Annotated in this window: 11 protein-coding genes and 1 pseudogene; 7 read left to right on the top strand and 5 right to left on the bottom strand. The window is 68.4% G+C overall.

Annotation, left to right across the window (positions count from 1 at the left end):
- The first annotated feature begins 164 nt into the window (after positions 1–164).
- The 4 genes from ACR65J_RS17980 to ACR65J_RS17965 all read left to right on the top strand — a co-directional run bounded on the left by ACR65J_RS17980 (position 165) and on the right by ACR65J_RS17965 (position 3,054).
- The gene (locus ACR65J_RS17980) at positions 165–821 is read left to right on the top strand and encodes a cyclodeaminase/cyclohydrolase family protein (protein WP_440171618.1); all 657 of its coding nucleotides are present in this window, start codon (positions 165–167) and stop codon (positions 819–821) included.
- A gap of 120 nt (positions 822–941) precedes the next feature.
- Positions 942–1,826: a hypothetical protein gene (locus tag ACR65J_RS17975; RefSeq protein ID WP_440171616.1), complete on the top strand. Its 885-nt coding sequence runs from the start codon at positions 942–944 to the stop codon at positions 1,824–1,826.
- 83 nt (positions 1,827–1,909) lie between these two features.
- The gene (locus ACR65J_RS17970) at positions 1,910–2,230 is read left to right on the top strand and encodes a hypothetical protein (RefSeq protein ID WP_440171614.1); all 321 of its coding nucleotides are present in this window, start codon (positions 1,910–1,912) and stop codon (positions 2,228–2,230) included.
- A gap of 83 nt (positions 2,231–2,313) precedes the next feature.
- The gene (locus ACR65J_RS17965) at positions 2,314–3,054 is read left to right on the top strand and encodes an SDR family NAD(P)-dependent oxidoreductase (RefSeq protein WP_440171612.1); all 741 of its coding nucleotides are present in this window, start codon (positions 2,314–2,316) and stop codon (positions 3,052–3,054) included.
- Positions 3,055–3,145: 91 nt separating this feature from the next.
- Here ACR65J_RS17965 and ACR65J_RS17960 read toward each other — a convergent pair whose 3' ends face one another.
- From ACR65J_RS17960 to uriH, 3 genes are read right to left on the bottom strand one after another with little or no spacing between them, the layout of a single operon-like run.
- Positions 3,146–4,105: a ribokinase gene (locus ACR65J_RS17960; protein WP_440171610.1), complete on the bottom strand. Its 960-nt coding sequence runs from the start codon at positions 4,103–4,105 to the stop codon at positions 3,146–3,148.
- The gene (gene uriT, locus ACR65J_RS17955; protein ID WP_440171608.1) at positions 4,102–5,532 is read right to left on the bottom strand and encodes a uridine transporter UriT; all 1,431 of its coding nucleotides are present in this window, start codon (positions 5,530–5,532) and stop codon (positions 4,102–4,104) included. Before uriT ends, ACR65J_RS17960 begins: the two co-directional genes overlap by 4 nt.
- Positions 5,533–6,675: a uridine-preferring nucleoside hydrolase UriH gene (gene uriH, locus ACR65J_RS17950; RefSeq protein WP_440171606.1), complete on the bottom strand. Its 1,143-nt coding sequence runs from the start codon at positions 6,673–6,675 to the stop codon at positions 5,533–5,535. It abuts the gene before it with no gap.
- 269 nt (positions 6,676–6,944) lie between these two features.
- On the opposite strand from uriH, the gene ACR65J_RS17945 reads away from it, so the two are divergent.
- Entirely contained in the window at positions 6,945–7,958 is a 1,014-nt protein-coding gene (locus tag ACR65J_RS17945) for a LacI family DNA-binding transcriptional regulator (RefSeq protein ID WP_440171797.1), read from the top strand.
- Here ACR65J_RS17945 and ACR65J_RS17940 read toward each other — a convergent pair.
- The gene (locus ACR65J_RS17940) at positions 7,915–9,399 is read right to left on the bottom strand and encodes a M1 family metallopeptidase (RefSeq protein WP_440171604.1); all 1,485 of its coding nucleotides are present in this window, start codon (positions 9,397–9,399) and stop codon (positions 7,915–7,917) included. The two genes, ACR65J_RS17945 and ACR65J_RS17940, sit on opposite strands and share 44 nt — an antisense overlap.
- Before the next feature lie 324 nt (positions 9,400–9,723).
- Between ACR65J_RS17940 and ACR65J_RS17935 the strand changes: the two genes are divergently transcribed.
- Positions 9,724–10,830 (top strand): GTP pyrophosphokinase, encoded by a 1,107-nt coding sequence (locus tag ACR65J_RS17935; protein WP_440171602.1) that lies wholly within the window; start codon positions 9,724–9,726, stop codon positions 10,828–10,830.
- A gap of 4 nt (positions 10,831–10,834) precedes the next feature.
- Complete coding sequence (locus ACR65J_RS17930) at positions 10,835–11,815, top strand: hypothetical protein (protein WP_440171600.1); 981 nt, start codon at positions 10,835–10,837, stop codon at positions 11,813–11,815.
- 229 nt (positions 11,816–12,044) lie between these two features.
- Here ACR65J_RS17930 and ACR65J_RS17925 read toward each other — a convergent pair.
- Positions 12,045–12,284 (bottom strand): annotated as a pseudogene (locus ACR65J_RS17925) (S8 family serine peptidase); the annotation flags it as partial.

The following is a 12,284-nucleotide window of genomic DNA, read 5'->3' as shown; positions in this document are numbered from 1 at the left end:
CTACAGGCGGGCGCCGTGGCCACGGTGTCAGACTGGCCCACTTTTGGACGGCAGCCGGCGGCGGGACCTTGGATTTCCCAAGGTCCCGCCGGCATAACTGGGCCAGTGTGGGCATTGCCGCCGTTTCCGTTTAGCCGGTGGCCGTTGTGGGCACGGTTCCTGGCATGGAAGAGGCTGAAGTAACCACCCAGGAATCCACTGTTGAGGAGTGGACACGCGCGCTGGCGGAGTCCACGGGGTCGCCAGGTGGTGGCGCGGGGACCGGCCTGATGCTGGCGGTGGCGGCGTCGCTGACGTCGATGGTCGCCGGTTACAGCGGCGACGGGGAGGACGACGGCGGGGAGCCGGCCGGGATTCGGACGCGGGCCCAGGCGCTGCGCCGGGAAGCCCTGCGCCTGGCAGATGACGATGCATCCGCCTCCAAGGCTTTCGGTGCCGCCTTCCGCCTGGACCCGGGCGAGGAACGGGACGAGGCGATCCGCCGGGCATCCGTGGAGGCCGCGGCGTCCTCTGCTGTCCTTGGCGAGCGCGCCATCGGAGCCGTCGATGACCTCGCCTGGCTGGCCATCAACGGCAACCGTGCGCTGGTCGCGGACGTCGTGGTCGCGTTCGGTGCCCTCCGCGCTGCCGTGGCCGGTGCCCGCACGAATGTCAGTTTCGATCTCGGGTCCCTTCGGTCCACCGGGGCCACGTTGGAGCAGGTCCGTCAGCAGCATCCGGACTTGTGGGCCGCCGTCGAGCAACTCAATGAAGCCATGGACCGCATCGACAGCCTGACCGCCGGCATCGACCACCGCGCCGCCCCGACAGACGCGGCCTGAGCAGCGCAAACATCCGACCGCTTCCTGCTGATTGCGTTCTTGAAGTGGTTGGACTCTGCCGTACGGCTGTGCTTATGGTGGGCAGCATTGTTGCAGGTGAGCCTGGGGGAGGCGTTCTGGATGAAGTCAAAACTCACTGTTTGGGCTTTTCTCCGCCTCCTTTTGCTCGCCGTGGCGGCAGCCGCATCGTGGATTGCCTTGTCCGCCGCGGGAGCGTCCGCTGATTCCTCCCCTCCCGGTGGCCCGCTTCCGGTGCCCGGCCAGGCCGCGGTGGCATCGGTCACCACCGTCACCCATCGGGCCACTGACGTCCTGGCGCCAGCGGAATCCGGACCGGTAAGCGCTCCGGCCACTCCGCCACCTGCCGCATTGCCGCCCCTCCGCCCGGTGGTGGAGGATGTCAGCGCCTCGGCCGACGACGCGCTGCAGGCTGTTCCGGTGGTCAGTACGGTAGTGCCGGCAGGAGCCGTGGCGACGGTGGTGGATCCGGCCGTTGGCACTGTGGATGGCGTTATGGGCGAAACCGTGGGGACCGTCGTTCCCGTTACCCCCGGGCTTACGACGGCGGCGCCGCCGCTCCCGGCCGGTGCTGACGTTCCGTCGGCCAGTGATGGCGTGCCTGCACAGCCAGCTGAACTCGCGGCCGGGACCACCGGCGCTGCACCGGCTGCCGTGCAGTCCCTCCACGAGATTCCCGCGCCCCGCCAATCGTTCTACAGCCACGGCCCGGCGTGCGACCCCCGGATAAGGCCCGCTGCCGGGACTCCGCTGGCGTCGGGAGCGGATCCGCAAAGCCGGCCGTTCCACGGGCCGGCTGATCCGACGCCTATCGTTCCGGGTGCCACCGGCGCCAGCAGCGCGTCCGGCGGTGGTGTTACCGCCGTTCCCGCATGGCTCAGCGTCCATGACCTGCAGGTCCCGGCGGCCCGCACAGCCGCCATCAAGGGCGGTTCGAGCACTGCCCCGGCACCGGTGTCCTTCGACCCCGGATCATCTCCTGACTAGTTGAGGCCCCTTCCCGCCCAGCGCGAATGAGCCAATCCCCGGGCTAAGCAGTAGGCCCGAACCAACTTTCAGGAGAACTCCAAATGATGCACCGCACTATCCGTGGATGCCTGCTCAGCGCCGTCATCGCAGGCGGCCTTCTGGCTGCCAACGGCGCAGCCGCCCATGCCGCTGACCACACCGCGCCCTTCCCGGGCGGTGCCGCCTCTTACGTTGTCCAGCCGTTTGCCGGCAGTACCCGCGTCCCGGCAGCGGCCGGGACCGCCGCACCGGCAGTGGCCAGCGCCTCTGAGTCCAAGACCCTGGCCGACACCGGCGTCAACAGCGGACTGCTGGTGGTCGGGCTGCTGTTCCTGGCCTTCGGAGGACTGCTGGCACTGATCCTGGGCAGGAAGCGCGGCTGATCCAGTCCCGGCGAGGCAGGGACTGGACCGCGGGAGCGCCACGGGTAGCGTAAGGAGAACCCAGCTACCAGGAAGGGCCGCGAATGGCACGCGTCTTCATCACCGGATCCACCGACGGGCTTGGCCTCGCAACTGCAGACACGCTGCTGCAGGACGGCCACGACGTCATCGTGCACGCGCGGTCCTCCCTGCGGGTCCCCGCAGTACAGCACCTGCTGGACCGCGGGGCAAAATGCGTTGTCGGAGATCTCGCCGTCCTGGCCGAGGTCCGGCAGATCGCGGAGGACGTCAACGGGATCGGCGGGATCGATGCCGTCATCCACAACGCCGGCGTCCTCAGCGGCACGGCGCTGCTACCGGTGAACGTCGTGGCCCCGTACCTCCTGACGGCACTCATCCCCGGCCCCGGCCGGCTCATCTACCTGAGCAGCGGCATGCACCGGGGCGGCGACACCGGTTTGGACGGCCTGGACTGGACAGGGCGCACGACGACGGCCTCCTACTCCACCACCAAGCTGCACGTCACTGCGCTGTCGGCTGCGGTGGCCCGGCTGGTGCCGGGCGTCGCCAGCAACGCGGTGGATCCCGGCTGGGTGCCCACCCGGATGGGCGGCCGGTCGGCTCCGGACAGCCTGGAACTGGGCCACCGCACGCAGGAGTGGCTGGCCACCAGTGATGACCCCGAAGCATTGTCCAGCGGCGGCTACTGGTACCACCAGCACCGGCAGGCCCCGCACCCGGCTGCCAACGACCCCCAGTTCCAGGACGCCCTGCTCACGCAGCTCGCGCAACACACCGGGGTGACCCTGGACGCGCTTACCTAAACCCATCCGTTGCTCCGTAATTGTCGTTTTCACGCGCGAAAACGACAATTACGGAGCAATCGATGGGTGGGTCGGCGGGCAGTTGATGCGGTTAGGGCGTACCGAGGCGGCGTTCGACGTCGGCCGCTTCCGGATACGCCGCCTGCGTCCCTTTGCGGGTGGTCGCCAGCGCCGCGGCAACGGAGGCGAACGCGGCAGCATCCGCCAGCGCATCACCCGCTGCCAGCCGGACGGCAACTGCTCCGGTGAAGGCGTCGCCCGCGCCGGTGGTGTCCACGGCCCCCACCGTGGTGGGCTGGACGCGGGTCACCCGGGCGCCGGGAGAAGCCAGCGAATCCAGCACCACGGACCCCCGCGAACCCAGCGTCACCAGCACCTGCCGGATCCCCCGGCCGGCAAACCGCTCCCGCACCGCGTCCCACTCCCCGGCCGGAGCCTCCGCCCCGGGAATGGCAGAAGCCAGGAACAGCGCGGCCTCATGCGCGTTGACCAGCAGGACGTCCGCCAACCCGGCCAGGGCTGACGGAACCTCCGCGTAAGGCGACAGGTTCAGCAGAACCGTGGCGCCGGCGTCGTGCCCTGCCTGGGCAGCAGCCAGCACCGTGTCCATGCTGACCTCCAGGCAGAGGCTCACCACGGCGGCCCCCTCAAGGACCTCCGCCGCGCCGGCCACGTCCGCCGGGGACAGGGTGCCGTTGGCGCCGGCCGAGATGATGATGTTGTTCTCGCCGCGGGCGTCCACGGCGATCACGGCGACACCAGTGGGCTCGCTGGACGTGCGCACGTGGCTGACGTCCACGCCTGCGCCGGCCACCGAGGCCTCGAGCATGTTGCCGTTGGCGTCCTCCCCCACCGCACCCACCAGGCTGACGTGGCCGCCCAGCCGCGCTGCGGCCACGGCCTGGTTGGCGCTCTTGCCGCCGGGATTCACGGCGAACCCGTTGCCCTGCACGGTTTCGCCGGGCTGCGGAAGCCGCTCGCAGTAGATGGTGAGGTCCGCGTTCAGGGAGCCGACGACGACGATCCGGCCAGAAGCGGCGGCAGCACTCACGGTGCCACCTCGGCCTCAACCGGCTTGGGGATCAGCAGCGACGCCGCAAACGCTGCCACGGTCAGGGCCAGGCCAACCACCACGACGGTGAGGTATGACGCCGTCGCGTCGCCGAACGCCGACGTCGCCACCAGCACGGCGGGCAGGATCAGGAAACTCAGCCCTGCGCCCAGGTTGAAGGCGCCCGCGTTCATGCCGGGAAGAAAGCCGGGGTTGCCGGTGGGCGAGAGGACAACGCCGAGTCCATTGAGCATGATGTTGACCGTACCGGCGTACATGATGCCCAGCAAGACTGTTCCGGCGATCATCATCGGCAGGCTGTGCAGGCCCAGGAACGCGATGACGGCGAGCGCGGCGATGCTGCCCAGCAGCCCGATCCGCAGCACCTTGGTGTACCCGAGGACGGGTGCCAGCCTGCCGCTGAGCGGGCCCACCAGCCAGCCCAGCAGGGCGTACGGAGTAAGGATGATCAGCGACATCTCGGTGGGTCCCACGCCGAACCCCGGCGAGGCGGCCTGGACGTAGGCGGGCACGATGCCGTTGATCACGGCGAAGATGCCGGTCATGGTCAGGGTGGTGGTGAGCAGCGGGGCCCAGGTTGCGCGCTGGCGCAGGTGCACGGTTTCCACCATGGGCTGGGCGGCGCGCTGTTCGGTGCGCCAGAACGCGAAGAACGCGACGGCGGACACCAGCACCAGGGCGAGGCTCAGCATGAGCGTGCCGGAGTCGAAGCCGGCCACAAGCTTGGCGGCCTCGTTCAGCGCGGTCAGCAGGGCCCCCACGGCCACCACGATGAAGAACACGCCCCGCCAGTCCATGCGGGTGCCGGCGCCGGGCTTGCTCTCGGTGGCGAGGAACATGATGAGGGCGGTGGCCGCGACGGCCAGGACCACCATCAGCCAGAAGATGCTGCGGAAGCCGAAGTGCTCGGCGAAGTAGCCGCCCACGAACGAGTCCACACCGGCCACGCCGCCGTTGACGGCAGTAATAAGGCCCATCAGGGTGCCGTACTTGCGCGGGTTGCTGACGGCGGAGCGCAGCATGATCAGGCAGAGCGGGACGGTGGGTCCGCTGACGCCCTGGATGATGCGGCCCACGAACAGCCACGTGATGTCCGGCGCGAGCGCGGCGATGACGGAGCCCACGGCCATGAGCAGCATCATGCCCACCAGGACCTTCTTGCGGCCGATGATGTCGCTCAGGCGCGGCAGGAACAGGGAGAACAGCGCGGCGGCGGTGAAGAACCAGGTCTGCGAGAGCCCGATCAGGGCCTGGTCCGCCTTGAGTTCCCGGCCCATGGTCACCAGGGCGGGGCTGAGCATGGAGGCGTTGAGCTGGAACGCCACGCAGGCGGCCAGCAGGGCGGTCATGAGGGCGGCGATGTTGCCGCGGCCGGTCTTGGTTTCAGTCATGGTTGCGGTGGCCATCTACTTGACCCCTCCGGTGGTGAGGGAGGCACTTTCCGGGCGTACGACGTCGGCCGTGTTGCCTTGGGTGGGCGCCGCGCCTCGGCGCGGGTCGCCGTCGTCCGCTTGGGTGTTGCTGTTTTTGTCGCCGGTGCCGGGCTCGCCGATGCGGACCAGTGCGTCGGTGACGAGGTCCCAGAACCGTGCGTGGTCCAGGTCCACGGCCACGCTGGTGTGGCAGTCGGCGGGGGCCGGGGCGCGGAAGTCCGCCACGGTCATGCCCAGGGTCAGCGTGCCCTGGAGTTCGATGTTGACGGGGACCTTGCGGGTGCTGACGATGCTGGGGTCGATGACGTACGCGACGGCGCAGGGATCGTGGACCGGCGGGTAGTCGAAGCCCTGGGCGTCCTTGTAGGTGTGGGCGAAGAAGTCCATCAGCTCGGTGACGAATTTCGCCGGGCCGGTGCCGATGGCGGCGATCTTCTCCACTACCTCCGGGGTGGCCAGCGCCTGGTGGGTGAGGTCCAGGCCCACCATCACCACGGGCCACTTTTCGTTGAAGACGATGTGCGCGGCTTCGGGGTCGATGATGATGTTGAATTCGGCCACGGCGCTCCAGTTGCCCACGTGGTAGCCGCCGCCCATGAGGACCAATTCCCTGACGCGTTCCACGATGCGCGGTTCCTTGCGGGCAGCCAGGGCGATGTTGGTCAGGCCGGCGGTGGGGACCAGGGTGACGGTGCCGGGCTCGTGCGCCATGACGGTGTCGATGATGAGGTCGACGGCGTGGCGCGGGTCCAGCTCGATGGTGGACTCAGGGAGGGCGGGGCCGTCCATGCCGGACTCGCCGTGGATGTCCGGTGCGGTTTCGATGCTGCGGACCAGCGGGCGGGGGCAGCCGGCGGCGAAGGGGACGCCGGTGATGCCGGCGATGGTGCCGACGGCCAGGGCGTTGCGGGTGACTTTTTCGAGGGTCTGGTTGCCCACCACCGTGGTGACGGCCAGCAGTTCGATGTTGGGGTTGCCGTGTGCCAGCAGCAGGGCCACGGCGTCATCGTGGCCGGGGTCGCAGTCCAGGATGATCTTCCGGGGTTCAGGCTGGTTCTTCCGGGGCTCGCTGGTGCTGGTCCGGGGATTTGGTTCCACGATGGTGCTCCACGTCATTGGGGCCCTGCCTCACGGCAGGGGTTCTAAGTCTTCCGCGAGTGATCATGGCAGGGTTTTGCGGTGCACGTCAAGCGCTTAACGTGACGTCCGCTGTTGCCGCACGTCAAACGCTTGATGCCATATGCGACAAGGAAGGGAACGCTGCTCGCCTTGCAAGCCTTTCGGGGCCGGGACCTGTGTGCGCCGGTGCCTACTACGATCAAAGTATGGATTCCGGGGAACAGGTGCAGCAGCAACGGCCACGGCCGCGGCGGGTGACGGCGGCGATGGTCGCCGCGCGGGCCGGCGTTTCGGTGGCCACGGTGTCGCTGGTGGCCAACGGCAAGACGGCCGGCCGCGTGGCCGAGGACAACATTTCCCGGGTGCGGGAGGCCATTGCGGAGCTGGGGTACGTGGTGGACGGGATCGGCAGTTCCCTGGCCAAGGGCGTCAGCTCGATCGTGATCCTGGTGGCGCCGGATATCTCCAACCCGTTCTTCGCCAAGGTGATCGCAGGTGTGCGGGAATCGCTGGGCCCGCAGTACCAGCTGCTGCTGTCCGTCACCGAGGCCGGCGAGTTTCCGGAGGCCGACGACGTCCGGCGGCTGATGTCCCTCCGCCCGGCGGGGCTGCTGGTGGACGCACCCAACGCACGGTTCCTCGAAGACCTCGCGTCGCCGTCGCCCCTTGTCCTGCTTGATGCGCCGGGGCTGGAGTCCTACGCGCCCTCCGTGAACCTTGATGTGGCCAGCGGGGCGCGCCAGCTGGCGGCGCACCTGGCTAATGCAGGGCACAGGGAAGCGGCCTACGTGGACAGCGTGACCGGCACCGAGACGTTCGCGGTCCGGCGCGCGGCGTTCCTGGAGGAGGCCGCCTCGCGCGGCATCTCCGTAAGCCCGGAGCGCATTATCAGCACCACCATCGACGTCGGTGCGGCTGCGGGTGCGTTCGCCGAAGCGTGGCCGGAGTGGCAGCGCGCGGGGGTGACCGCCGTCGCCTGCGCCACCGACACCCACGCATACGGGGTGCTGCAGGAAGCGCGCGTGGCAGGGATCCGGATCCCGGAGGAGCTGGCCGTGGCCGGGTTCGACGATCTGCCCTATTCGGCCACCAGCAATCCGGGCCTGACCAGTGTGCACCTGCCCGCCACGGCCCTGGGCCAGAAGGCCGGCGAGCAGCTGCGCGGCCTCATGGAGGGGAAGTCGCTGGGGCACGGCGGCGTCACCCTGGAGACGTCGCTGGTGGTGCGCGGGTCCACTACGGCATCGCCGGCCGGTTCCCTTCCCGCAGCCAGTCATTGAAGAACGCGTCAAGCTCCAGGCCGGAAGCCGCCTCCATCACCTGTTCAAAGTCGTCCGTTGTGGCCGAGGAGTTGCTGTAGCGGTCCAGCCAATCGCTGGCTCCCGCAAAGAACGCCTTGTCCCCCACCTTGGCTCGCAGGGCATGGAGGGCGGCGGCACCCCGGTTGTAAACCTCCGCCGCAAAGAGGTTGTCCCGGCCGGGATCGGCAATGTTCACCGCCCAGAGGTTCTTGCTGTCCAGTTCCGCCACGGTGTCCGCGAATTGCTGCGCCACGGTCGCGTGGCCCGCATGGTCGGCCCACAGCCACTCAATGTAGGTTGCCCAGCCCTCGTTGAGCCAGATGTCCTTCCAATCTGCCGGGCTGACGTCGTTGCCGAACCACTGATGTCCCAGTTCATGGACGACGGTGGCCTCATCGGCAGCCCCTGAATAGAGCGGCCGGGTTTGGGTCTCCAGGGCGTAATCCACGGAATCATCGTCCACAACCGCGCCGAAAGCCTCGAAGGGGTACCGTCCGAACAGGCCGGACAGGAACGTGATCATCTGGGGCTGCAGTGCGAGGGCTGCGGTGGTTTTCTCCAGCTCGGCTCCTGCCACGCCGTCATCCACCGCATTGATGATCGGCAGGCCGTGGGGTCCTTTGGCGTACGTGAGGGTGTAGTCACCGACGCTCGCCGTTGCAAGGTAGCTGGCCATCGGATCCGCCGCTTCCCAGGTCCACGTTGTCCACCCGGCATTGGTTTTGGGCTTGCCGTCGGGCAGGCCATTGGCCACCGCTGTTTTCCCTTCCGGGACCGTGATGTGGAAGGAGTAGGTGGCTTTGTCTTCGGGGTCATCATTTACGGGAAACCATGTGGGCGCGCCATCGGGCTCGTTGACCACCATGGCCCCGTCAGCGGTGGTGACCCAGCCGTAGAGAGCCCCCGTGGTATCTTCCGGCCGTCCCGTGGTCCCGCCGTAGTCGACAGTGATGGTGGTTTTCTGGCCTGCCTTCAGTTTTGTCCGGAGTCCCACGGTGAGCTCCCAGGTGCGGTTGGCGTCATCCTGCACCTGTGTCCAGCCGGAAGGGCCCGCACCGTGGCTGACGTCCTTGCCGTCCACCTCCACCGCCGTCACCGCAAGGCCGCGCAGGTCGAAGTTAAGGCTGTCCAGGTCCTGGGTGGCGCGGAGGGTAATGGTTGCCTCCCCTGCGAGCTTCCCGGCGAGTGCGGCCGGATCCGCCGGCAGAGTGTATTGCAGGGCCAGGTCATAGTGCAGGACGTCGTACCCGCCGTTGCCCGCGTAGGGAAAGTAGGGGTCGCCGCTTCCCGCGGCGCCGTGCCCATACCGGGCCGGGCTGTCCTGGGGTGCTGCCTGCGCCGCGTTGATCCCGGCCGCACCGGCCGCCATAAGTGCCACTGCTGCCGCGGCGATGCGGCGGGTCTTCGTCTGGTTGGTCATGGTTGCAGTCCTGGAAAGTGCGGGCGGCGGGGGTCCCTGCTCACCGCAGCGACGCTCACGCCGCCGGAGGGGAATTGTCGTGTGCCTTCGCGGCGACCAGACCGATGCCGGCGGCTCAACGGCCGCTGCCCCCAGTTGGGAAGGAATCTAGGCCCGCCCGCGCGGCGGGTCAACACTTTGGCCTCCCCCCGGGGCCCCCTTTCGCGTCCCAGGCCCCACCGGGTCGGGAGGCCTGGCGATAGGGGCATCGCGCGGGGCACCCCGGGAGACCAGCCGGCTCCGCGCCGCCGTCGTTCTGTCATACCCCCGCCGTAAGCTGGGACCATGGCGAGTAACTGGGAAAGTCTGGACGCACCGCTGCGTGAGTCGGTGCAGCACAACGTGGAGATCTATGAGCGCGTCCGGCCTGCCCTGAAGCTGGTTACCCGTGATGTCCTGCTGGTTTTGCGGGACATGCTGAAGGACAGCGAGGTCACGCCGCTGTTCGTCACGGGCCGCACCAAGACGGTGGAATCCTTCAAAGAGAAGATCTCGCGCACCGAGGAGCCGCTTGAGCCGGGCGGGCGGAGGCTCCTGAAGTTTCCGGACCCGTTCCGCACGCTTAATGACATGGTGGGCATCCGGGTGATCACCAAGCTGCCGGCGGAGAATGCCGCGGTGGCCAACATCATCAAGCGCCAGCGGCAGCTCTTCGACTGCCGCGGCGACCGTGAAAAGGACATCGGCTCCATCGAGTCCGGCACCTACGGGTATTCGAGCCGGCACCTGATCCTGCGCACCATCCAGAATGAAGCCGTCAAGGAGTACCAGCAGGTCTTCAACCCGGATCTGCAGCCCAACGGCAGCTACTTCTTCGAGTGCCAGATCCGCACCATTTTCGCCCACGCGTGGAGCGAGATTGAGCACGACATCCGGTTCAAGGCAGAGGACCCGCGCGCCTGGACGCCGCACTTCGACCGGCAGTTCACCGCCACCGCGGCCATGCTGGAAACCGTGGAGACGGCGTTCGCTGACCTGCACGAAAGCTACGAGGAAGTGCGCAGCTTCTGGGACATGGATGGCGAGGGCGCGGCCCCGCTCACCCCCAACCGGATCCGGGACGTCTGGCGGACCCTGCTCCCGCACGTGGACCGCAAGGTGGACGATGACTGGGGCTGGGCGGCCGAGCTCCTCGCCGCGCACGGGCTCAACCAGACCATGCAGCTGGCGGGACTGCTCAGCGCCAACCGGATCACGGAGGTCCGCAAGGCCCTGGACCACCGCTACTCCCCCGGCCCGGACCGGCTCCTGGACGACCTGCTGCTCTGGCAGTACGGCACCAAACACATCGATCTCACCGCGGAAGAGCCCGACGCCGTCCCGCACCCGCGGCGCGACAGCCTCCTGCGGCGGTTGCGGCAGATCGAGCGGTACAGGATGACGAAGAAGTAGGGGGGTGGTGGAACCCGTGCGGCTGGTTCTGTCCGGCTTCGGTGCCGTGGGCCGCGCCTTTGCCGATGCTGTCCAGGAGCAGGCTTCTCCGCTGCAGGTTGCTGCCATCCGGGGCCGGGCGGCCGAAGTCTTGCTTGCGCCCGGCGGTGGTGTGCCGGGGCGCTCCTCCTGGGCGCCGGTGCGGTCCATTGAAGAGACGCTGGCCCTTACCCGGGCTGGCGTCCTGGTCCAGGCACTGCCATCCTCGCCCGAAGCTCACTCGCGCGCGTTGCAGGAGGCGCTTGCTGCCCTGAGGGGTGGCGTGGATGTGGTGACAGCCACCAAGAGCCACATCCTGAGCCACTGGCGGGACCTCGAACGTGCGGCCGGGGAAGGTGGGAGCCGGATCCGTATTTCCGGAGCCACCGGAGCGGCGCTTCCCACTGCGGACATGGCCCGTGTTGCCGTGAGGGGCATGGGTTGCAACGCCGTCCGGGCCTGCCCCAACGGCACGTCCACCTTCATCCTGGACGAGCTTTCCCGCGGCGCGGGGCTGGAGTCCGCCGTGCTGGAGGCACAGCGCCGCGGTATTGCGGAGGCAGACCCTTCCGCAGACCTTTCCGGGAAGGACTCGGCCACCAAGGTACGGCTGATCGCCGGGCTTCTCTGGAACTGGGATGTTTCCCGGATTGCCGTGGAGGCGGAGCCGATCGGCTCCACCACGCCTGCCAGGGCGGTGGCCGCCGCTGGGGCAGGACTTCGTTTGCGCGCGGTGGCCGGCGCCTCCCTGGCGCGACCCATGATGGTTACTGTCCGCTTGGAAGAAGTTTCAGCAGCTGACCCGCTTTTCTCCATTGCCGGCCCGGAGAAGGCTGCGGTTTTTAGCTGCCCGGAGGCCGGGGATGTCACTGTGCAGGGCGGGCGGTCCAGCCCGAAGGGGGCGGCACTGGCCATGCAGAAGGACGTACTTAACCTGATCGGGTTGAACGCGCGCGGCTTCCGCTAGCTAGGGGCGTCTTGCGGGCGGTGGCCACCTCGCTGGGGAGGGCCCATCCAGTCTTCATCGGGGCTGCGCCGAGGGCTGGCTCCTGGTCTCGGGAGATCCAGGAGCCAGCCCTCCCTCGGCGGCGGTTTTGGCCGCCACCGGCGATAGCTTCTGCGCTGCTACAGAAATCCCCGACTGCTTCAGGCGCTCACTGACGTTGCCTCGCCTCAAATAACTGTGTGCACCTGTATCAGCTGATGGCGGTCATGACGTTCCAGCCATCGCCCACCTTGATGCGCCACCCGAACAGGCCGTTCCCCTGGCCCGGGTAGGTCCACAGGCTCCCGTTGGTGTCACGGGCAACGAGATCGGGCTCCCCGTCTCCGGTCAGGTCACCCGCCGCGCTGATGGCCGTCATGACGTTCCAGCCATCGCCCACCTTGATGCGCCACCCGAACAGGCCGTTCCCCTGGCCCGGGTAGGTCCACAG

The sequence above is a fragment of the Arthrobacter sp. SAFR-044 genome (assembly GCF_059414985.1).
The sequence above is the reverse complement of the archived record's forward strand: the minus strand, read 5'-3'. Positions and strand labels throughout refer to the sequence as shown.

Coding starts and splice junctions, on each gene's coding strand:
- ACR65J_RS17980 (WP_440171618.1), top strand. CDS start 165: ATGGAAGAGGCTGAAGTAACCACCCAGGAATCCACTGTTGAGGAGTGG.
- ACR65J_RS17975 (WP_440171616.1), top strand. CDS start 942: ATGAAGTCAAAACTCACTGTTTGGGCTTTTCTCCGCCTCCTTTTGCTC.
- ACR65J_RS17970 (WP_440171614.1), top strand. CDS start 1,910: ATGATGCACCGCACTATCCGTGGATGCCTGCTCAGCGCCGTCATCGCA.
- ACR65J_RS17965 (WP_440171612.1), top strand. CDS start 2,314: ATGGCACGCGTCTTCATCACCGGATCCACCGACGGGCTTGGCCTCGCA.
- uriT (WP_440171608.1), bottom strand. CDS start 5,532: ATGGCCACCGCAACCATGACTGAAACCAAGACCGGCCGCGGCAACATC.
- uriH (WP_440171606.1), bottom strand. CDS start 6,675: ATGACGTGGAGCACCATCGTGGAACCAAATCCCCGGACCAGCACCAGC.
- ACR65J_RS17945 (WP_440171797.1), top strand. CDS start 6,945: ATGGTCGCCGCGCGGGCCGGCGTTTCGGTGGCCACGGTGTCGCTGGTG.
- ACR65J_RS17940 (WP_440171604.1), bottom strand. CDS start 9,399: ATGACCAACCAGACGAAGACCCGCCGCATCGCCGCGGCAGCAGTGGCA.
- ACR65J_RS17935 (WP_440171602.1), top strand. CDS start 9,724: ATGGCGAGTAACTGGGAAAGTCTGGACGCACCGCTGCGTGAGTCGGTG.